Annotated in this window: 22 protein-coding genes; 16 read left to right on the top strand and 6 right to left on the bottom strand. The window is 40.7% G+C overall.

What is annotated here, in order from left to right:
- The first annotated feature begins 68 nt into the window (after positions 1-68).
- The 15 genes from ruvC to nadA all read left to right on the top strand — a co-directional run bounded on the left by ruvC (position 69) and on the right by nadA (position 12,858).
- A complete protein-coding gene (gene ruvC / locus R3X26_RS05600) occupies positions 69-587 on the top strand; it encodes a crossover junction endodeoxyribonuclease RuvC (protein WP_317716238.1) in 519 nt (172 codons plus the stop codon).
- An 89-nt stretch (positions 588-676) separates the two neighbouring features.
- Positions 677-1,297 (top strand): Holliday junction branch migration protein RuvA, encoded by a 621-nt coding sequence (gene ruvA / locus R3X26_RS05595; RefSeq protein WP_317716237.1) that lies wholly within the window; start codon positions 677-679, stop codon positions 1,295-1,297.
- Positions 1,298-1,365: 68 nt separating this feature from the next.
- The gene (gene ruvB / locus R3X26_RS05590; protein ID WP_317716236.1) at positions 1,366-2,376 is read left to right on the top strand and encodes a Holliday junction branch migration DNA helicase RuvB; all 1,011 of its coding nucleotides are present in this window, start codon (positions 1,366-1,368) and stop codon (positions 2,374-2,376) included.
- A 554-nt stretch (positions 2,377-2,930) separates the two neighbouring features.
- Positions 2,931-4,517: a cytochrome ubiquinol oxidase subunit I gene (gene cydA, locus R3X26_RS05585; protein WP_317716235.1), complete on the top strand. Its 1,587-nt coding sequence runs from the start codon at positions 2,931-2,933 to the stop codon at positions 4,515-4,517.
- A 13-nt stretch (positions 4,518-4,530) separates the two neighbouring features.
- Positions 4,531-5,667, top strand: a complete 1,137-nt coding sequence (cydB, locus tag R3X26_RS05580) for a cytochrome d ubiquinol oxidase subunit II (RefSeq protein WP_317716234.1) — start codon at positions 4,531-4,533, stop codon at positions 5,665-5,667.
- Between the two features lie 12 nt (positions 5,668-5,679).
- Complete coding sequence (cydX, locus tag R3X26_RS05575) at positions 5,680-5,787, top strand: cytochrome bd-I oxidase subunit CydX (RefSeq protein WP_009842723.1); 108 nt, start codon at positions 5,680-5,682, stop codon at positions 5,785-5,787.
- Positions 5,780-6,085 (top strand): cyd operon protein YbgE, encoded by a 306-nt coding sequence (gene ybgE / locus R3X26_RS05570; RefSeq protein ID WP_317716233.1) that lies wholly within the window; start codon positions 5,780-5,782, stop codon positions 6,083-6,085. The genes cydX and ybgE overlap by 8 nt, the downstream gene beginning before the upstream one ends.
- Before the next feature lie 151 nt (positions 6,086-6,236).
- The gene (gene ybgC / locus R3X26_RS05565) at positions 6,237-6,635 is read left to right on the top strand and encodes a tol-pal system-associated acyl-CoA thioesterase (RefSeq protein WP_317716232.1); all 399 of its coding nucleotides are present in this window, start codon (positions 6,237-6,239) and stop codon (positions 6,633-6,635) included.
- Position 6,636: 1 nt separating this feature from the next.
- Positions 6,637-7,320, top strand: coding sequence for a protein TolQ (tolQ, locus tag R3X26_RS05560; protein WP_317716231.1), 684 nt, complete (start codon positions 6,637-6,639; stop codon positions 7,318-7,320).
- Positions 7,321-7,322: 2 nt separating this feature from the next.
- Entirely contained in the window at positions 7,323-7,766 is a 444-nt protein-coding gene (gene tolR, locus R3X26_RS05555) for a protein TolR (protein ID WP_317716230.1), read from the top strand.
- 12 nt (positions 7,767-7,778) lie between these two features.
- Positions 7,779-8,876: a cell envelope integrity protein TolA gene (tolA, locus tag R3X26_RS05550; RefSeq protein WP_317716229.1), complete on the top strand. Its 1,098-nt coding sequence runs from the start codon at positions 7,779-7,781 to the stop codon at positions 8,874-8,876.
- Positions 8,877-8,902: 26 nt separating this feature from the next.
- Complete coding sequence (tolB, locus tag R3X26_RS05545) at positions 8,903-10,255, top strand: Tol-Pal system beta propeller repeat protein TolB (RefSeq protein WP_317716228.1); 1,353 nt, start codon at positions 8,903-8,905, stop codon at positions 10,253-10,255.
- 33 nt (positions 10,256-10,288) lie between these two features.
- Complete coding sequence (gene pal / locus R3X26_RS05540) at positions 10,289-10,810, top strand: peptidoglycan-associated lipoprotein Pal (RefSeq protein ID WP_317716227.1); 522 nt, start codon at positions 10,289-10,291, stop codon at positions 10,808-10,810.
- A 15-nt stretch (positions 10,811-10,825) separates the two neighbouring features.
- Entirely contained in the window at positions 10,826-11,599 is a 774-nt protein-coding gene (gene ybgF, locus R3X26_RS05535; protein WP_317716226.1) for a tol-pal system protein YbgF, read from the top strand.
- A 212-nt stretch (positions 11,600-11,811) separates the two neighbouring features.
- Positions 11,812-12,858 (top strand): quinolinate synthase NadA, encoded by a 1,047-nt coding sequence (gene nadA, locus R3X26_RS05530; RefSeq protein ID WP_317716225.1) that lies wholly within the window; start codon positions 11,812-11,814, stop codon positions 12,856-12,858.
- 184 nt (positions 12,859-13,042) lie between these two features.
- Here the strand turns inward: nadA and R3X26_RS05525 are convergent, their stop codons facing one another.
- The gene (locus tag R3X26_RS05525) at positions 13,043-13,612 is read right to left on the bottom strand and encodes a UPF0149 family protein (RefSeq protein ID WP_317716224.1); all 570 of its coding nucleotides are present in this window, start codon (positions 13,610-13,612) and stop codon (positions 13,043-13,045) included.
- A 357-nt stretch (positions 13,613-13,969) separates the two neighbouring features.
- Here R3X26_RS05525 and R3X26_RS05520 point away from each other — a divergent pair, with 357 nt between their 5' ends.
- Positions 13,970-14,419, top strand: a complete 450-nt coding sequence (locus R3X26_RS05520) for an L-alanine exporter AlaE (protein WP_317716223.1) — start codon at positions 13,970-13,972, stop codon at positions 14,417-14,419.
- A gap of 65 nt (positions 14,420-14,484) precedes the next feature.
- Here R3X26_RS05520 and R3X26_RS05515 read toward each other — a convergent pair whose 3' ends face one another.
- The 5 genes from R3X26_RS05515 to R3X26_RS05495 form a co-directional block, all read right to left on the bottom strand.
- Entirely contained in the window at positions 14,485-15,327 is an 843-nt protein-coding gene (locus tag R3X26_RS05515) for a hypothetical protein (protein ID WP_317716222.1), read from the bottom strand.
- The gene (locus R3X26_RS05510; RefSeq protein WP_317716221.1) at positions 15,327-16,217 is read right to left on the bottom strand and encodes an ABC transporter ATP-binding protein; all 891 of its coding nucleotides are present in this window, start codon (positions 16,215-16,217) and stop codon (positions 15,327-15,329) included. Before R3X26_RS05510 ends, R3X26_RS05515 begins: the two co-directional genes overlap by 1 nt.
- Positions 16,214-16,603 (bottom strand): GntR family transcriptional regulator, encoded by a 390-nt coding sequence (locus R3X26_RS05505; protein WP_317716220.1) that lies wholly within the window; start codon positions 16,601-16,603, stop codon positions 16,214-16,216. The genes R3X26_RS05510 and R3X26_RS05505 overlap by 4 nt, the downstream gene beginning before the upstream one ends.
- 153 nt (positions 16,604-16,756) lie before the next feature.
- A complete protein-coding gene (fbpC, locus tag R3X26_RS05500; protein ID WP_317716219.1) occupies positions 16,757-17,812 on the bottom strand; it encodes a ferric ABC transporter ATP-binding protein in 1,056 nt (351 codons plus the stop codon).
- A gap of 19 nt (positions 17,813-17,831) precedes the next feature.
- Positions 17,832-19,931 (bottom strand): iron ABC transporter permease, encoded by a 2,100-nt coding sequence (locus R3X26_RS05495; protein ID WP_317716218.1) that lies wholly within the window; start codon positions 19,929-19,931, stop codon positions 17,832-17,834.
- Positions 19,932-20,068: the final 137 nt, after the last annotated feature.

Genomic DNA, 20,068 nt, shown 5'->3' with positions numbered 1-20,068 from the left:
TTCCGATCAAAGCCGTTGTATCGTTTGATGCGACATTAATTACTATTTACAGAAGCGTAGGAAAATGAATGATCATCCTTGGTATTGATCCAGGTTCAAGAATTACAGGTTACGGTGTTATACGCCAAGAAGGACGTAACTTACTTTATTTAGGTAGTGGCTGTATCCGGATGTCTGAAGCAGAGTTACCCGGTAAACTTAAACAAATTTATGCTGGTGTTACGGAATTGATCACTCAGTTTCAGCCTGATGTATTTGCTATTGAACAAGTTTTTATGTCTAAAAATGCTGATTCCGCATTAAAGCTAGGCCAAGCACGAGGTAGTGCTATTGTAGCAGCAGTAAACGCTGACTTAGAGGTGTTTGAATATTCTGCTCGATCTATTAAACAAGCGGTAGTAGGGACAGGCGCAGCGGATAAATCACAGGTACAGCATATGGTGAAAAGTATGCTTAAATTACCTGCAAAACCACAAGCCGACGCTGCGGATGCACTAGGAGTGGCAATTTGTCACGCGAATACTAATAAAACGCTTATCGCATTAGCTGGTAGAGCGACCAGTGCAAAAAAAGGTCGTTATAGATAAAGCGACGAATTGCGCCTATCTCGAACTGGTTATTTATCCAGTAATATATTATTATCCGTCAATATTAATCGTTTCAAAGGATCGTTACTGTGATTGGACGCTTACGTGGTATTTTGCTGGAAAAGCAGCCACCTGAACTGTTGATTGAAGTTAGTGGTATTGGTTATGAAGTACAAATGCCAATGAGTTGCTTTTATGAGTTACCCGAAATAGGAGCAGAAGCGACCGTTTATACGCATTTTGTTGTACGAGAAGACGCTCAGCTACTCTATGGTTTTAATAGTGTAAAAGAGCGAGCTTTGTTTCGCGAAGTAATCAAAGCTAACGGAGTGGGTCCAAAGCTGGGTTTGGCTATTCTTTCTGGCATGACGGCTGCACAGTTCGTTTCCTGTGTTGAACGAGAAGATATTTCGACTCTAGTTAAATTACCGGGAGTAGGGAAAAAAACAGCTGAACGTCTAGTGGTAGAAATGAAGGATCGATTAAAAGGTTGGGGTGCAGGGGATCTCTTTACACCGGTTACAGATGCGGCTCCAATGGATAACCAATCTCAATCTGCGCCAGTACAGAGTTCGCAAGATGAAGCGGTTAGTGCTTTAATCTCTCTCGGTTACAAACCTCAGTCAGCATCAAAAGTGGTATCGCAAGTCGCGCAAGAAGGCATGACGAGTGAATCAATTATCCGCGAAGCATTAAAGTCTATGGTTTAGCTTGTTTATTCAACACTAATGATCAATACCATGGTTATACTTAATGGTATAGAAGAGAGAGAGAATTAATGATCGAAGCAGATCGCTTAATTGCTCCGGAAAATCCGGTATTTAAAGATGAAGAAGTGATAGATCGTGCTATTCGACCAAAAAAATTGGTGGACTACCGAGGTCAGGATCATGTCCGAGATCAGATGGAAATCTTCATCAAAGCGGCTCAACAAAGGTATGAAGCATTAGATCACTTATTGATTTTTGGTCCTCCAGGTCTGGGTAAAACCACTTTAGCCAATATCGTAGCAAATGAGATGGAAGTGAATATACGTACCACTTCTGGACCGGTATTAGAAAAAGCAGGAGACTTAGCCGCACTTCTCACAAATTTAGAAGAAAATGATATTCTTTTTATCGACGAAATCCATCGATTGAGCCCTATGGTTGAAGAAATTCTGTATCCAGCAATGGAAGATTATCAGCTAGATATAATGATAGGCGAAGGTCCTGCCGCTCGTTCTATTAAGATAGATTTACCTGCCTTTACTCTGATAGGTGCAACAACACGAGCAGGTTCGTTGACCTCTCCATTACGTGACCGATTTGGTATCGTGCAGAGATTAGAATATTACAATGTGGCTGATTTACAGCATATTGTGCAGCGCAGTGCCGGTTGTTTAAATCTTTCAATGGATGAAGATGGTGCGCTAGAAGTAGCCAAACGTGCTCGTGGTACACCAAGAATCGCAAACCGATTACTAAGACGTGTTAGAGATTATGCCGAAGTGAAAAGCAATGGACATATTTGTGCCGATATTGCAGATAAGGCGTTAGATATGCTCGATGTTGATCAAAAAGGTTTTGATTATATGGATCGAAAACTATTGGTGGCGATTATGGATAAATTTTCTGGTGGCCCAGTTGGTTTGGATAACCTAGCGGCTGCAATTGGTGAAGAAAAAGATACCATAGAAGATGTATTAGAGCCGTTTCTTATTCAGCAAGGTTACTTACAACGTACGCCAAGGGGACGAATTGCTACTGAGAGAGCCTATTTGCATTTTGGTTTTGAAATAAACAATTAAACGGCCTTATGGGTATTTTTGATAAGTACCCAATATTTTATTTGCCTCTACTTTAAGCTAAGTCCAAGATCTAGTTACATTCATTTTATCTCTATACTTCAGTTGCGTTTCTATCTAATTTTATTGATATCAATATCTATAAGTGTCACTCATTGATAAACCACTATTAATAGTGTTCTAGCCGCTTTTAAATTGTACTGGATTTTTTTTAGTGGTGTATATAGCGTGCTACTAGTTGCTGATCTATATCATACTCTTATCTCGTAAGTGGGTCCCCAGCTGTTTTTCTTGATGTAAATCAAAGCGAAATTATTTATAGAAACCTTTTGAATCTGATGATGTTTATCGATAATATTAGCAGCAGCTATATTAGATATAACTTAACAAAAAACTAACCAAAAAAGTACAAAATATTAACAATTAATGATTTTTATTGATTTTCGCTGTCGATTTACTCGGTAGGTCGTCAATTAAAATATTATAGTTAATCTTTAATGCTTAAACACGATACCAAACGTATCAGTGTCACTCAGCCGACACTAAAAGGAGTTACCATGATTGACATAGTTGATCTATCGCGGTTGCAATTTGCATTTACAGCGATGTATCACTTCCTGTTTGTTCCACTGACTCTAGGTATGGCATTTTTACTTGCCATCATGGAGTCTCTATATGTAATGACTGATAAACAAATCTACAAGGACATGACAAAGTTCTGGGGTAAGTTATTCGGTATAAACTTCGCCCTTGGTGTGGCCACTGGTCTAACCATGGAATTTCAATTTGGTACCAACTGGTCGTATTATTCGCACTATGTAGGCGATATATTTGGCGCTCCACTCGCTATAGAAGCATTAGTCGCTTTCTTTTTAGAATCCACTTTTGTAGGCTTATTTTTCTTCGGGTGGGATAGGTTATCAAAGCGTCAGCATTTAGTGGTGACTTGGCTTGTGGCATTGGGATCTAACTTCTCTGCACTATGGATATTGGTTGCAAATGGTTGGATGCAAAATCCAGTCGGTTCGGAATTCAATTTCGAAACAATGCGCATGGAAATGGTTAGCTTTGCTGAAGTGGTATTGAATCCGGTTGCTCAAGTTAAATTTGTGCACACTGTCGCCGCTGGCTACACAACAGGGGCTATGTTCATTTTAGGTATCAGCTCTTACTACTTACTGAAAGGCAGAGATATTGCTTTCTCGCGTCGCTCATTTGCGATTGCCGCTTCTTTCGGTATGGCCTCTATTCTTTCGGTTATCATTCTGGGTGATGAATCTGGTTACGAATTGGGTGATGTACAAAAAGTAAAACTAGCTGCGATCGAAGCTGAATGGCACACAGAAGAAGCACCCGCCGCATTTACTGTTATTGGTTTGCCTAATCAAGAGAAACAACATACTGATTTTGCAATTAAAATTCCATACGCGATGGGTATCATAGCTACTCGTTCTTTAGATAAAGAAGTAACGGGTCTTTCTGATCTGAAACTTGAGCATGAAGAGCGCATTCGAAATGGCATGATTGCTTATGATCTTCTACAAAAACTACGTTCAGGTGACAAAACGCCAGAAAACATGCAAGCGTTTGATGACATAAAAGATGACTTAGGCTATGGATTACTGCTTAAACGTTATACCGATGATGTTGTCGATGCGACTGAAGAGCAAATAAAAGCGGCCGCGGATGACTCTATTCCAACGGTTTGGCCTCTGTTCTTCTCGTTCCGTATCATGGTAGGTATTGGCTTTGCGATGTTGTTTATTTTTGGCGCAGCATTCGTGCAAACTTGCCGTCAAAAAATCACGCAAAAACAGTGGGTATTAAAAGCAGCAATGTACGGAATTCCATTACCTTGGATCGCCATCGAACTGGGTTGGTTTGTTGCTGAATATGGCCGCCAACCTTGGGCAGTAGGTGAAATATTACCCGTTGACGTAGCAGTGTCAGGGCTAACCACAGGTCAACTTTGGGCTTCGTTGTTCGCTATTCTTGCATTGTATACAGTATTCTTGATTGTAGAAGTGTATCTGATGGTGACATTTGCACGTAAAGGGCCAAGCAGCTTGAAAACAGGCCGCTACCACTTTGAACAAAACGGTGACTCTGTCCAAGACAAAGTTAATCGCCAAGTAGAAGCGTAAGGGAGATTAAATAATGTTTGATTATGAAGCATTGCGATTTATTTGGTGGCTACTAGTCGGCGTACTGCTTATTGGTTTTGCCATCGCGGATGGATTTGATTTAGGCGTATGTGCTCTGGTACCGATTATTGGTAAAACAGATAGCGAACGTCGCGTTATGATTAACTCGATTGCCCCGCATTGGGACGGTAACCAAGTTTGGTTAGTGACAGCAGGTGGGGCATTATTTGCCGCATGGCCTCTTGTTTACGCAACCTCATTTTCTGGTTTCTACTTTGCGATGATCGTAACGCTAGCGGCGTTATGGTTGCGTCCGATTGGTTTGGACTATCGTTCAAAAATCGAGTCAGATAAATGGCGTAAAAACTGGGATATCGCGATTAGTGCCAGTGGTTTTATTCCTTCTATCATCTTCGGTGTCGCATTTGGTAACCTTCTGCAAGGTGTGCCATTTACCTTAAATGATTTTATGATGTCGACTTATCATGGCTCGTTCTTTGGCTTGCTGAATCCATTTGCGTTACTGTGTGGATTAGTTAGCTTATCAATGTTCCTCGTTATGGGTGCGACATGGTTGCAAATGAAGGCGACCGATGACGTGCGCGAACGAGCAAGTAAAGTTGCTCAAATGGGTGCTCTTGCTATATTTGTGCTATTTGTTTTAGGTGGTTTTTGGGTGCAAAATATTGATGGTTATGCATTGCAAACGGAACTTGATACCTTTGCCGCGTCTAATCCATTAAACAAAGAAGTGATTCGTGAAGCGGGTGCTTGGATGCAGAACTTTTCCGATTATCCTTTACTATGGGCTGCGCCTATATTAGGGGTGGTGATGCCGTTAATTGTTATCATCGCGTCGCGAGTAAACAGTGGAGCTCTGGCATTTTTAGCGGCTAGCTTGGCTTCTGCCGGTATCATTCTGACTGCTGGTTTTGCGATGTTCCCATTTATTATGCCTTCGAGCTTGGAACCAAGCCAAAGTTTAACTATGTGGGATTCAACGTCTAGTGAATTAACCTTGAAAATCATGACCATTGTTGCGGCCGTTTTTGTTCCTATCATATTGGGTTATACCAGTTGGACTTATTACAAAATGTTTGGTCGTCTTGATGATAAATTCATCGAAGAAAACAAAAATTCACTTTATTAAGGAGTCATAGAAATGTGGTATTTTGCATGGATTCTAGGTGTGTTGCTGGCTTGTGCGTTTGGTATTATTAACGCGTTGTGGTTAGAACATTCCGAAATGATGGATAAAGATAGTGACTAAATTTGCTACTCAAATAGCGAATTTACACCGTCCAATAGATAAAGCCCTATTTAGGGCTTTATCTTTCCTATTAGCAATAGGTCATGTGGTGTTGTTGATGTGGGAGCCAACGTTATACGGCGAGGCGATTGGTGGGTTTACCCCATATATCGGCCCATTATTTGTTTGGGCTGTCTGTTCAGGCGTTATATTTGGAGTGGGTTTCACACCTATTTTCGTTGCTTGGAAAATAATATTTTCACCGTATTTTTCATTAACCATCCTCAGTTATTTCACATTCGCTTATCTTTTCGTTTAAAATTCTTTTAAATTGAAGCACTCTTGATCAGATTGCTTCAATTTTTTACTATTTATTTCAAAAAAATCCGTATGATAAAGACTATTGCCATATCTATAAGGTATAGTTTGATGTTAAGTTTATTTATTATTAGGAATAGGTTGTACCAGATTTGACGAATTCATTTAAATGGCCTGTCACTATCTATTATGAAGATACTGACGCGGGTGGTGTAGTATATCATTCGAATTATCTCAAGTTCTTTGAACGTGCAAGAACAGAGTTGTTGCGTGATAAGGGCATTTCTCAACACGATTTGTTAGCACAAAACATTGGCTTTGTGGTGCGTCACATTGATATCGATTTTATGCAAGGCGCTAAATTAGATGATCAACTGATGGTTGTTACCAGAGTGGCAGAGTTGAAAAAAGCATCCATTGTGTTTTGTCAGGAAATCGTCAATCTTGAACAACGTACGTTGTGTAAAGCCATAGTTAAGGTAGCATGCGTGAACAGTGAAAAAATGAAACCTCAAGCTATACCAAGCTCAATAATCGCGGAGTTGAATTAGAGTGAACGCTGAACTTTCAATCTTAGACCTATTTTTACAGGCAAGCCTTTTAGTTAAGGTGGTAATGCTTATTTTACTCGGTATGTCCGTAGCATCATGGGCTATGATTATTCAACGTAGTAAAGTGCTGCGGACTGCAGTAAAAGAAGCGAACGAGTTTGAAGACAAATTTTGGTCAACACAAGACCTGTCCAAACTCTATCAAGAAGTCAAAGAACACAAAGACGACTTATCTGGTACGAAAGAAATATTCTTCACAGGTTTTACAGAATTTGCTCGACTAAGACGAACTTATGGTTCATCGAGTGAATCTGTTATGGACGGTACTGGAAGAACTATGCGGGTAACGGTCTCCAAAGAGGTAGAATCACTAGAGACAAGCTTGCCATTTTTGGCCACAGTTGGATCGATTAGCCCGTATATCGGATTATTTGGTACCGTATGGGGAATAATGCATGCCTTCATTGCTTTAGGACAAGTAAAGCAGGCTACATTAGCCATGGTTGCTCCGGGTATAGCAGAGGCGTTAGTCGCAACGGCGATGGGGTTGTTTGCTGCAATTCCAGCGGTCATGGCTTATAACAGCTTAAGCAATCGCGTTGCCAAGTTAGAACACTCTTACGCTACATTTTCAGAAGAATTTCACAGTATTCTTCATCGCCAAGCAATGAGTGATAAGGAATAATCATGGCGGGTTATCAACCTAAGAAAAGGAAGTTAACCGCAGAAATCAATGTTGTACCTTATATTGATGTCATGTTGGTGCTTCTCATAATTTTTATGGTGACGTCTCCTTTTATTACTCAAGGTGTCGATGTTGAGTTACCGCAAGCGTCAGAAGCTAAACCTGCATCTGAAATTGCGGGCGATTCAGATGCAAGTTTTATTATTGTCGAAATAGATCAAGATGGTAATTTAGGATTGAGTGTTAATGACGAAGAGGTACAACGTGGCCTCTCGCTACAAGATATGATTGTTCGTATAAAGGCGGAATTGTCTATTTCGCCAAAATCTCCTGTCGCGGTGGGTGGAGATGCCGCAACACCGTACGCGGAAATTATTTTAGTTTTAGATGAATTAAGTCGAGCAGGAGTACCTAAAGTAGGCCTGTTGACAGATATCAAGGAATAGCGTTAGCTGTAGATGAAAAAAAATAATAAGTTAACATCAGCCATCATTATTTCTGTCACCCTTCATTTGTTGCTAGTAGCGGCATTGCTTTGGGGGACAGATTTTAATATGTCAAAACCAAAGCCAATAGGTAGCATGGTCGAAGCGGTGGTGATTGATCCTGCTTTGGTAGCAAAACAAGCGAAAGAGATAAGAGAAAAACGCAAGTCTGCCGCAAAATCTGAACAAGAACGTTTGGATAAATTGCGCAAACAAAGTGAATTGTTGGAAAAAAATCGTCAAGCAGAAGAAGAGAGAATTCGTAAACTAAAAGAAGAACGTACTAAAGCGAATAAAGCAGCGCGTGATGCGGAAAAGCAGCAAAAGCTTGAACAAGAAAAAGTGCGACTAGAGAAAGAAAGAGCGGCAAGCGCAGAAGCTGAACGAGTTAAAAAGCAGCAACAAGCTAAAGAAGCAGAGCAAGAACGTATTGTAAAAGAAGCCGCAGCGGCTAAAGCAGAAGCTGATCGGATTAATCGTGAAAAAGCCGCTCAAGAGGCTCAGGAAAAAGCTCAAAAGCAAAAAGAGTTAGCTGAGCAAGCCGAACGAGACCGAGTTGCCGCCCAAAAAGCAGCGGAACAAGCAGAGAAAGAACGAATTGCTAATCAAAAAGCGGCAGAAGAAGCTAAAGTCAAAGCACGACAAGAGCAAGAGCGATTAAAACAGTTAGAAGAAGAACGTAAACGAGCCGAAGCTGAACGTAAAGAACGAGAAGCGGCATTAAGTGATATATTTGCTGGGTTAGAAGAAGAACAAGCACAAAATAGTTCAACTAAACAGCAAGTTATCGCATCAGAATTAGATAGGTATGGTGCAATCTATAAGCAACTTATTCAGAATAATTTGCTTATGGAAGATTCATTCCGAGGTCGTTCTTGTAAGGTTAATCTGCAATTATTGCCTACGGGAAAAGATGCAATGCTAAGTCGTGTTGCAGTGGTTAGTGGCGATTCAAGGTTGTGTGCTGCAACAGAGCGAGCAGTCGCGCAGGTAAGTAGTTTTCCTTTACCAGCGGATCAAGATATTATTGATAAGCTGCGTAACATTAATCTTACGGTTGCACCTGAATAATAAATTCGTAGTAAAAGGGATGTATTTTGATTAAAAACCTTATTACAGGACTGTTGATATTAACAGCCAGCCTTAGCCAAGTGGCTAATGCCGCGTTGGAACTGGTAATAACAGAAGGTATTGACTCTGCTAGACCTATCGCTATCGTGCCATTCAAGTGGGAAGGAGCGACAGATCTTCCGCACAATGTATCTGACGTGATTGCATCCGATTTGCGTCGTAGTGGTAAATTTAGCCCAGTTGCTGTCGACAAAATGCCGCAAACACCTTATAGCGATACTGACATTCAATTTGCGGATTGGACTAACTTAGGTGTCGATTCATTACTAACTGGAACGATAACTCAAGACGCCGAAGGTAATTATGTTATTAGATACCAGCTAATTGATGTTATTCGAGGGCAATTAACGATGGGACAAAGTAAAGCTTTGGGCCCAGATGGTGAATTAGTCCTTTCTAAAGATCATATTTTATTTAACAAACGTGCGACGGTACCGGGCGAGCGATTACGTGAATATGCGCACAGAATCTCTGATTTGGTTTATGAGCAATTAACCGGCGAGAAAGGGGCGTTTGTCACTCGTATTGCGTATGTTGTTGTTAATGAAGAAGACCAATACAGTTATCAGTTAAGAATTGCAGATTATGATGGATTCAACGAACGTTTAGTTCTACGTTCTAAGCAACCACTTATGTCTCCTGCATGGTCGCCAGACGGACGTCAGCTTGCTTATGTTAGCTTTCAAAATAATCAGGCAGAAATATTCTTAATGGACATTTACACAGGGAAAAGAGAAAAACTTACTTCATTTCCTCGTCATAATGGTGCACCAAGATTCTCACCAGATGGAAAAACGTTGGCGATTGTATTATCAAAAACGGGCAGTCTGCATGTCTATACCTTAGATCTGGCGACACGTAAGTTACGACAAATAACGAGCGGTAGATCAAATAATACCGAACCTTTCTGGGGAACAGATGGTCAATCATTGATATTTACATCAGATCGGGGTGGTAAACCTCAGATATATCGAGTAAATTTGGTAGACGGCTCGACCAACCGTCTAACTTGGCAAGGCAGCCAGAACTTGGGTGGGCAAATTACTCCAGATGGAAGATTCCTAATTATGGTGAATCGTTCAAATAGTGGTTTTAATTTGGCAAAACAAGATTTGGAGACAGGGGCCGTTCAAGTGTTAACTAAAACACTACTGGATGAATCCCCAAGCATTGCCCCAAATGGTAGTATGGTCATATACAGTTCTATTTATAGAAAGAAAAACGTGCTCTCTATGGTTTCTATAGATGGTCGATTTAAAGCTAGATTACCGGCAACAAATGGGCGTGTTAGAGCTCCCGCATGGTCACCGTTTTTGTAGCAACTAAGTTTGATAAAGTAAGGAATATAACAGATGCAACTTAACAAGATTTTTAAAGGGCTGCTTATTGCGCTACCTATCCTAGCTGTTACAGCTTGTAGCTCAAGTGATGAAGCTGCTGACGCTGCTTCTCAAGAAATGAACAAGCAAACAGAAACCACTACTGTAGCGACGCCTGTTGATCAAGCAACTCAACTTTCTGAAAGAGAGATGCAAGAGCAAGCACTTCGTGAAAAAAGCACGGTTTACTTTGCATTTGATAATGCATCAGTATCTGGTGATTATGCAGAAATGCTAGCAGCACATGCTGCGTTCTTAAGCAAAGATGCGGGTATTAAAGTGACTGTTGAAGGTCATGCTGATGAGCGTGGTACTCCAGAGTACAACATCGCACTTGGCGAGCGTCGTGCTGAAGCTGTATCTAAATACCTTCAAGCCTTAGGTGTTCAAGCTGATCAAATCTCAATCATGAGCTATGGCGAAGAGAAGCCATTAGTTTTTGGTCAGTCTGAAGATGCCTATGCGAAAAACCGCCGCGCGGTTATCGTATACTAATCAAAGGTAGACCTTATGTTCAGTAACTTTAAGCGAGCTGTTTCGCTTACGTTACTGGCGAGTGTGGCGAATCTAGTGTTCGCCGCACCGGCTCCAGTATCTGATATTAACAGCAGCAACTCTAGTTTATCTTCGGTAAATTCTGGCCCTGAAACAGATGTACAAAGGCTAGAACGTTTGCTGAGCAATTCCTCTCGGGTTCAATTGCGTCTGCAACAACAAATTGATGGTATGGCATCAGAAATTAGTGAACTTCGTGGAATGGTTGAGCGAAATAGCTACGATATGAAGCAGATGTTAGATCGTCAAAGAGAGTTATTTATTGAATTGGATAGGGTGAAAAGCCAAAAGCAACAACCGACCACAGATAGTTCGGAACAGAGCTCTACTTCGGTAGCCGCTGGCGGTGTTTATACGGCAGATGAGAGCGAAGAAGCTGCGTATAAAAAAGCAGTGTACTTAGTTCAAGTCGAAAAAGATTATACAGGTGCGTTGGACGCATTTGCTAAATTTCAAAAAGATTTCCCCAATTCATCGTATATTGCCAATTCTCATTACTGGGTAGGGCAACTTAATTTTGCTCTTAAGAAAGATATCGAAGCAGCCAAAAGCTTTGCTTCTGTCGTTTCTTATAAGGATTCCAATAAGAGAGCTGATTCATTAGTTAAACTTGGTGATATTGCTGCTCGCAATGGAAAACAAAGTGTTGCTAATAAGTATTATCAGCAAGTCGTCGACGACTACCCTGGCTCCGCATCCGCTAATATGGCAACGTCAAAAATTAAATAATAAAAATAGACCGCGATGGTCTATTTTTATTAACCATGGTTCATCGTAACGAGTTCATCTAGTTGTAAGCCATAAATCAAACCGTAAATCTGTTGGGTATTAGGTGGGACTGATTTAATCGGATTTTATCAAATATGTAACAACGCTAGAAAAGCACGTCGCATCAGGTGTACAATGTCCGGATTCGCGGAAGGTGCATAGAGCAAATAATAATGAGTCATATTTTAGATTTAATAGAAAACACGGTTTATCCATTTCCTCCTAAACCAAAGCCTCTTACCGATCAGCAAAAACAAGCTCATGTCGAGAATATAAAGCAATTGTTGCAAGAGAAGGATGCGGTATTAATTGCCCATTACTATACTGATCCTGAAATCCAAGCCCTTGCAGAAGAAACGGGTGGATTTGTTGGCGATTCGCTAGAAATGGCTAAGTTTGGTAATCGACATTCAGCCAGTACACTTATTATAGCTGGTGTCCGTTTCATGGGGGAGTCTGCTAAAATACTGACTCCAGAGAAAACTATATTAATGCCTAATCTAGAAGCTGAATGTTCGTTAGATTTAGGCTGTCCAGCCGACAAGTTTACCGAGTTTTGTGACGCGCATCCAGATCACACAGTGGTTGTTTATGCCAATACATCGGCAGCGGTCAAAGCCAGAGCTGATTGGGTCGTCACGTCGAGTATTGCACTTGAAATTGTCGAGCATTTAGATGATGAAGATAAGAAAATCATCTGGGGACCTGATCGTCACTTAGGATCTTATATTGCTAATAAGACAGGCGCAGACATGTTGTTATGGCAAGGTGAATGCGTAGTGCATGATGAGTTCTCGGCTAAAGCATTGAAAGACATGAAAGCATTATATCCTGATGCTGCCGTGTTGGTGCATCCAGAGTCACCTGCTTCAGTGGTTGAATTGGCTGATGCCGTTGGTTCAACCAGCCAATTGATTAAATCGGCTAAATCATTACCTAACAAAAAGCTAATTGTTGCAACTGACAAAGGTATTTTCTTTAAAATGCAGCAATTAGTACCTGAAAAGGAACTGATGGAAGCGCCAACCGCGGGTGCGGGTGCAACTTGCCGTAGTTGTGCCCATTGTCCTTGGATGGCAATGAATGGGCTGGCTGCGATTGAAAGTGCACTTACTGGGGAATCTAAACAACATGAAATCTTTGTCGATGAAGAGATTCGAGTCAAATCGTTGATTCCTCTTAATCGCATGCTCGATTTCGCAGAACAGATGCAAAATTAATTTTTAAGTTATTGTTACTGATTAGATATTGTTACTGATTAATAGTATGTTTTTATAAGCCACCAGAGCGGGATATTCACCAAGCTTTGGTGGCTTTGGACTATTTATACTGGTCTATCTATTTATACGACTTATCTATTGATATATTGATTTATCAATTTGCGTACAGGCTTTACGTACCGATTTACTGCTGTTGAGCTAATTCAGCACCTCGCTGAGTTAAACCACATAGCATCACCGGAATAGCTGCATAAATTTCTTCGAATTGTTCTAAACCTTCCACACCATGCTGCTTAAGTGTTTCTATCGCAGTATCTGGATCATACAACATACTTAAAGAGAGCAAGACACCACCGAGCAAGGCATTGTCTTCACTGTGCTCTGGCATCAATGTTTCCCAGTCGTCTCGAGCCAATTGCCAACCTTGCAGTAAACCTTCGACAAAGTCTCTAGCATCTTGAGAAACGATCTCTTTTTCATCTAGCGTATAGCCTTCTGGCCACTGCCAAGTACCATCTAATAGCTCTGGGCGGGTAGTGTTCCACACCTCGATAACTAAATCGGCATAGTGTTCAAATTGCGCACCATCACTGAAGGGAGCGATTTCTTCTCCACCCCAAAGAAAAGGGATCCATTCTGTTGGGGCGAGTAAAATCGGTGCCGCGGCCATAGCGGTAATAAAACCGCGTGTTTGAGCTTCGCCGAGAAGCTTATTTTCAAATTCAGGTTGTTGAAGCAATTCTTTCAATGTCACGTTACATTCCCAAAATGAGTTTAGCCCGTATCTTAACACGTATTTGAGTTTATTTGAGCAGACAGATCTCGTGTTTTATTCCCTAATGACTTAAGTGAACAAGCTAAAAACCAGACTTATATTATGGTTATAAAGGTAAATGTTCACGAATTAATCATTGTAATTTATTTTAGTTCAATTCACTATTTTTAAGTTAATAATTGGTGTTATCAACTGCCAAAATACTTAAAATTTGGTGATACAAGCTGCAGTTTTTCTGTTTTAATAGCGATAAAATCTAGAGTCAAATATAAGGCTCAGTGGGCGTTTTTTAACTGTTTTTTTGTTGTAATTTTTATCTATTTTGCCGAGGAAAAAATGAAATCACGTGCTCCTTTTTGCATTAGGAACGCAGCTGCAGACACATTTGCAATGGTGGTGTTTTGCTTTATTTCAGGGATGATTATTGAAGTTTTTATATCAGGAATGTCGTTTGAGAAATCACTCGCATCCAGGTTAGTTTCTATACCAGTCAATATATTGATTGCACTGCCGTATGGATTATTTAGGGATTGGGCACTTAGACAAGGTGCAAAATTATCGCCGAGCTCATTTGTCAAAAATGTCTCAGATCTTATTGCGTATGTTGCCTTTCAATCACCAGTATATGCCGCTATTTTGTTTTCAGTAGGTGCTTCTGTTGATCAAATAGTAACCGCAGTAACAACTAATGCGGCTATTTCTTGTGGTATGGGGGTGATATACGGACACTTTCTAGATAGTTGTCGTAAGTGGTTTCGCGTGCCTGGCTACGTATCGCATATATAAAATTCGGGGGCAGGTGTTTATTTTGTTGTTTATTAAACACAAAAAACAACATCTGGCCCCGGTGTTTATTGTCGAAAAGAAAGCTCATTGGTTTGACTTAAAGATAGACTGGCGAATAATGCAACGATCCCTAGTGTGTAATAGATAATCAGATTGAACACTCCTGCATGGATGAAACCAGTTAATGGTTCAGAACTGAAAATCAAGTTTGGAATAGATAATATTGCATCAAAAAATACACTTAATGCAGTAAAGCCAAACAGGTATAACGACACCCATTTTACGACGTAGTAGCCCAGTAGCATTATAAGTATTGGCGAACTAACCAGTTGGGAGGTCATTAATGCAATAGTTGCCAGCGGTAATAATGCCAAGGCGATAAGGCTCATTTTAAATAAAAAATCCAACCAGTTAATGATGATGTCGATAAATGAAACTTGCCCTAAGAATAGGGTAACAGGTTCATTGATTGAGATATTCGCCAACCATAATATTAAATTTGTACTCAATAATAACAACGAGCAAATTGCAGGGATGACTAACAAGCCAAAGCCGAGTTTCACACTATGGGTTAGGGCATGAGAAACGGGCATACTTCGCCAGAACATCGAGCTGCCTTCTACTCGTTCTTTACGTAAGGTTTTTGGTAAATATAGTGAGCTTAAAATAATAGAAACTAAGCTAACTGAATAACTCATTGCGGCATAAACATTTGATGAAAAAACATCAAACATGTCTACATTATTACCCGAGTAATGCATTTCAAATGCCATATGACTATTGTGGCTCGAGTTAGCTATTAGTCCGACAATCATGATAACCGCCACAATAAATAGAAAAAAAGGAACACGAGTAATGTTCTTATGTTCGATTAATTCTTTTTCTAGCATATAGATACTGGCGTGCATTATACGTCCTCTTTTTGTAAAGCAATAAACAGATCGGCCAAGCTAGCTCGATGAATATTCCCCCAATTTTCTGCGGTGGAGAGTTGGTCGCTTTTGAGTAAACACTTGACTGTGCCTAAGCTAATTTGGCTATTTAAAGGATTCAATGACTCAATTATTTCGCTGTGTTTTTGGTCCGCCTCTAAAATAAAATAGTCTTCGCCTATCTTTTCCATACTGCCTTGCAGTATGGCTTTACCTTGCTTAAGCATGACAACATCGGTAAGTAAATGTTCGATTTCTGAGACCTCATGGCTGGCAATAATCAGTGCACGCTCACCGTCATGAAACCATTCTAAAAGGTGTCGATAGAATACATCTCGATAGAGTAGATCCAATCCCAGTGTTGGTTCATCTAATATTAATACTTTACTGTCTGTCGCGATAACGATAGCGAGGTGCAATTGAACTTTCATACCTTTAGATAGGCTTTTGATTTTACTTGAAGGATCAATTTGGGTGCGAGCTAATGTGTGTATGGCTTTGTCTATATCAAAACTTGGATGCACCCCCGCCGTATATTTAAGTATTTGTTTGACGCTCATCCAATCGGGTAGCACGTTGACATCGGATATGTATGCTAACTGCAGCATTAATTCAGCGTGTTGCTGGATAGGGTGGCAGCCATTAATGTCAATCTCGCCTTGGTATCGGTGTGCCCCAAGTAATGCATTGATTAAGGTCGATTTCCCCGCACCATTGTGTCCCAGTAGGCCAAGAATCTGTCCAGGGTATAGTTCGAAACTGATGTCGTTTAACGCGACCTTAGTTTGTGAGTGCTTTGATCCTTTATACGATCTTGAAGCTTGATAATTTTTTGAAACGTTTTGAACACGGACTAAAGGTTTCATTGTTTACCTGCTGTCTCTTGTTGTCGCTTTTGAGTGTGTTTAATGTGTTGAATAAACTCGTCTATCGACATATCGATTTGCGATAATGTTTGAGCAATCATAGGGATTTGTTGTTGTAAAAAGTCTTGTTTCTGCTTGGTACGTAGAAGGGATAATGCACCTTGTACTACGAACATACCTTGACCACGTTTTTTTTCAACCAACCCCTGATCAACTAATAATTGGTAGCCTTTCATTACTGTTAAATGATTAATTTTTAATTCAGTCGCCACAGTTCGTACCGAAGGAAGCGGTTGTTGTTCTTGCCAGATACCTTGCAGAATCTGTTGGCAGATGCGTTCACTGAGCTGACGAAAAATAGGCTGGTCATTGTGCCAATCGGTCATTATGATCCTTGCTATGGAGTATAGTGATATACATGAGTATAACACTATGCTTCTTTAAGATAATTGCAAGGTTTTTTATATGATGAGTGTTAATAGATGAAAAAATAGGGGTCAGGCAACGCCTGACCCCTTTAGCGTTATATCATCAAGATGTTACGCGGCATTAGGTAATAGAAAAATACCGGTTGGATTAATGGTTAAATAAGCGTGATCTGAAATTTCTGGATCAAACTGTGAGGAGTTTAGCTGTAGTAATAGCTCCTGACCGTGCCAGTTTACTGCCACCTCGTACATTGACCCCATGTACACAATCCCTTTAACTTGGCACTGTTGGCATACTTCGCCTTCTCCTGCGATAAGAATGGCTTCAGGTCTCACGCCAATTTGATAATGGCCCTCAGGGAAACCATGGATAACGGCTGAATCTGCGTCAATTTTGTAGCCGTTAATTATTAGGTTGCCTTGCTTAAACTCGCCGTCAAATATATTCGCATCGCCCATAAAGTTTGCCATAAACATCGAAGCTGGCGAGCGATACAGGTTATCGGGTGCGCCTTCTTGCATGATATCGCCATCTTTCATCACCACAACTGTATCTGAAACGGCGAAAGCTTCAGCTTGGTCGTGAGTGACATAAAGCGAGGTAATATTAAAGCGTTGTTGTAGATCTCGGATAGTTTCACGCATACTACGTCGTAAATTAGCGTCAAGGTTACTTAATGGTTCATCGAACAATAATACTTTTGGCTTCAGAACCAGTGCTCTAGCCAGTGCCACACGCTGTTGCTGACCTCCAGATATTTGGTCGACAAAACGGTCGCCCATATCCCCTAAATCAACTAATGCTAATGCCTCATCTACCCGTTGTTTGATTTCATTAGCTGGTAATCTAATCATCTTTAAACCGTAGGCGACATTTTCAAATAATGACATATGTGGGAATAATGCATAGGACTGAAACACCATACAAATATCTCGATGTTGGATAGAGGTATTTGTCACATCTTCCCCATCAATAAATATTTGGCCGCTGGTGGGTTTTTCTAGCCCAGCAACTAAACGTAATACAGTGGTTTTACCGCAACCTGATGGGCCGAGTAGAGTAACCAATGTCCCTTTTTCTATTTCCAGATCCAGTCCACCAATTACCGTATTATCTCCAAAACGCTTGCATACATTTTTGAGTACTACAAAGCTGTTGTCTTTCATTTTTATTTTCTCCACAAATTTAGTCTTGGTTCTTGGCTTTTGAACGGGAAATTCGTGCCTCGCCTACTAGGTAGTCAAAGGTCAGAATGATGCTTAACATGACAAATATAAGCAGTGAGCCATAGGCGATAGCAATACCGTACTCGCCATCTTCTACACGGTTTAAAATGTAAGAAGTCGCTACACGAGTCTCAGGTGTCACAAGGAATATAATTGCGCTCACCGTTGTCATAGCGCGGACGAAACTGTATATCAGCGATGACAAAATAGCCGGACGAAGTAACGGTATTAAGATATAAATGATGGTTTTAAATGAGTTAGCTCGAAGGCTGAGCGACGCTTCATCTAAGGATTTATCTAGTTGGCCTAGCCCTGCCACACCAGCGCGAATACCGACTGGTACGTTGCGCATTACCATCGAAATGATCACAATAGCTGCGGTTCCGGTTAAGTAAATAGGCGCATCGTTAAAAGCAAGGATGTATGAAACACCCGCTACCGTTCCCGGTACAGCGAAACACAGCATAGTGATAAATTCGACCACTTTTTTACCATGAAATTGTTGTCGAACCACTATATAAGCGATCAGTAAACCAAAGGTTGCTGTAATTGGTGCGGCAATACCTGCATAAGTCATAGTACTAATCAATGATGGCCAAGCACCTTCACCAAAGCCCATGCCAAATAGGTTGATGTAATTATCCAGAGTCAGTGAATAATCGACGCCCCAGTTTACGGTAAAGCTACCAAAGACAATACTTCCGTACAGCAAGACGTTAAATATCATCCAACCATATAACGTAACTGAGACAAAAGTACGCAAACTGGTAGGTAGAGGCTGAACATCTCCTCGGTAAGATTTACCAGAAATCGTCACATAAGAGCGTTTTCCTATCCACATATACTGGATAACAAAAATAGCCAATGAGAAGATTAATAGTACCGCACCAAGTGTACTGGCTGAGGCATAGTCAAGTTGTGCGCCAGCAATATAGAAGTAAATTTGTGTAGCAAGGACATCGAAACTACCACCCAGTACTAACGGGTTACTAAAGTCAGCTAAGGATTGAACGAAAATAATTAAAAACGAGTTAGCCAGCGCAGGTTTAAGTAAGGGTAGTACAATGCCAAAAAACGTTTGGTAGCGATTCGCTCGTAACGTATAGGACGCTTCCTCCAAAGAAGGGTGTAATGACTTCATTGCCCCATCTAAAATCATAAAAGACATTGGAGCAAAAGCGAGCACTTGAGCCATCCAAATACCAGTAAAACCGTACAACCAATTGGTATTTTCGAAACCAAACCAATCGACCATCAATTCCGTCACATAACCAGAGCGGCCCAGCATTAATGTTACGCCTAATCCCACTACAAATGGTGGTGTTACAATCGGTAGAATAGAAAAGATTCGCGTAATAAACGCCGATTTCTCAGCAATACGGGTTGAATAAATTGCGAACATCAAGCCAAAAAAGGTTGCGGTAATACCTACAGACGATCCCAACATAATAGAGTTGAGAATAATTTGTATGATCTGCGCCTGCGATAAAATTTCAATGAACTGCCAAGCAACAAAGTTACCCATTTCATCTTGAAACATCGGCACAAAAATGGCGATACTTGGATAAAGTATAAAGGCCGAAATAAGACCAATAATCGAGACTAATGAGCCGATAACAAAGGCATCTCCCCCCATGTATTCGAGCCGTGCCATGGCCAGTGTCATGGTCATTGCTAAAGCAGCAAAAAGGAATAGGGTGGAATAACCCAAGCCCTGACCCGTTATTGCTGAGGAAGCAATAATAAATACGATACAAAACAGCGTGTAGCCAATATCGAACTTGTGGCGGGTGGTATGATATTTATTTAAGGCAAATTTAGGACGAATTAAAAGTACCAATGGTAGACTAAACCACAGCCACGCTATATTAGTACCGCTCCATGCCATTGCTTCAAAAAACTCATCAGATGTTGAGTCCATAAGCCCATAATCGAGTGAAAAAGTGGGCAAAAGTATGAAGGCAGCAATAATTGACATGATCCAATAAAATATTGGGTCACGTTGTGAATTTTCTGCAAGGCGATTTTTCAAGTCTGACTCTGTTGCAAATTGAGACATGATATTTCCAACCGAAAATTAGTGAATAACAGACCTAAGCGCTGGCAAAGTCAGCCCCTATAAAGTCAGTATTTATAAATGACTAGGTCTTATAAAATGATTCGCTCTTATAAAAAGAGAAGAGAGCAGCGCGGCTG

The sequence above is a fragment of the Vibrio sp. TH_r3 genome (assembly GCF_033101115.1).
In the GTDB taxonomy this organism is placed as follows: domain Bacteria; phylum Pseudomonadota; class Gammaproteobacteria; order Enterobacterales; family Vibrionaceae; genus Vibrio.
This window is presented reverse-complemented; position numbering and strand designations above follow the sequence as displayed.

What these genes read in the sequence shown, in the direction of transcription:
- ruvC (WP_317716238.1), top strand. Translation starts at nt 69, where the DNA reads ATGATCATCCTTGGTATTGATCCAGGTTCAAGAATTACAGGTTACGGT.
- ruvB (WP_317716236.1), top strand. Translation starts at nt 1,366, where the DNA reads ATGATCGAAGCAGATCGCTTAATTGCTCCGGAAAATCCGGTATTTAAA.
- cydA (WP_317716235.1), top strand. Translation starts at nt 2,931, where the DNA reads ATGATTGACATAGTTGATCTATCGCGGTTGCAATTTGCATTTACAGCG.
- cydB (WP_317716234.1), top strand. Translation starts at nt 4,531, where the DNA reads ATGTTTGATTATGAAGCATTGCGATTTATTTGGTGGCTACTAGTCGGC.
- cydX (WP_009842723.1), top strand. Translation starts at nt 5,680, where the DNA reads ATGTGGTATTTTGCATGGATTCTAGGTGTGTTGCTGGCTTGTGCGTTT.
- tolR (WP_317716230.1), top strand. Translation starts at nt 7,323, where the DNA reads ATGGCGGGTTATCAACCTAAGAAAAGGAAGTTAACCGCAGAAATCAAT.
- tolA (WP_317716229.1), top strand. Translation starts at nt 7,779, where the DNA reads ATGAAAAAAAATAATAAGTTAACATCAGCCATCATTATTTCTGTCACC.
- pal (WP_317716227.1), top strand. Translation starts at nt 10,289, where the DNA reads ATGCAACTTAACAAGATTTTTAAAGGGCTGCTTATTGCGCTACCTATC.
- ybgF (WP_317716226.1), top strand. Translation starts at nt 10,826, where the DNA reads ATGTTCAGTAACTTTAAGCGAGCTGTTTCGCTTACGTTACTGGCGAGT.
- nadA (WP_317716225.1), top strand. Translation starts at nt 11,812, where the DNA reads ATGAGTCATATTTTAGATTTAATAGAAAACACGGTTTATCCATTTCCT.
- R3X26_RS05520 (WP_317716223.1), top strand. Translation starts at nt 13,970, where the DNA reads ATGAAATCACGTGCTCCTTTTTGCATTAGGAACGCAGCTGCAGACACA.
- R3X26_RS05515 (WP_317716222.1), bottom strand. Translation starts at nt 15,327, where the DNA reads ATGCACGCCAGTATCTATATGCTAGAAAAAGAATTAATCGAACATAAG.
- R3X26_RS05510 (WP_317716221.1), bottom strand. Translation starts at nt 16,217, where the DNA reads ATGAAACCTTTAGTCCGTGTTCAAAACGTTTCAAAAAATTATCAAGCT.
- R3X26_RS05505 (WP_317716220.1), bottom strand. Translation starts at nt 16,603, where the DNA reads ATGACCGATTGGCACAATGACCAGCCTATTTTTCGTCAGCTCAGTGAA.
- fbpC (WP_317716219.1), bottom strand. Translation starts at nt 17,812, where the DNA reads ATGAAAGACAACAGCTTTGTAGTACTCAAAAATGTATGCAAGCGTTTT.
- R3X26_RS05495 (WP_317716218.1), bottom strand. Translation starts at nt 19,931, where the DNA reads ATGTCTCAATTTGCAACAGAGTCAGACTTGAAAAATCGCCTTGCAGAA.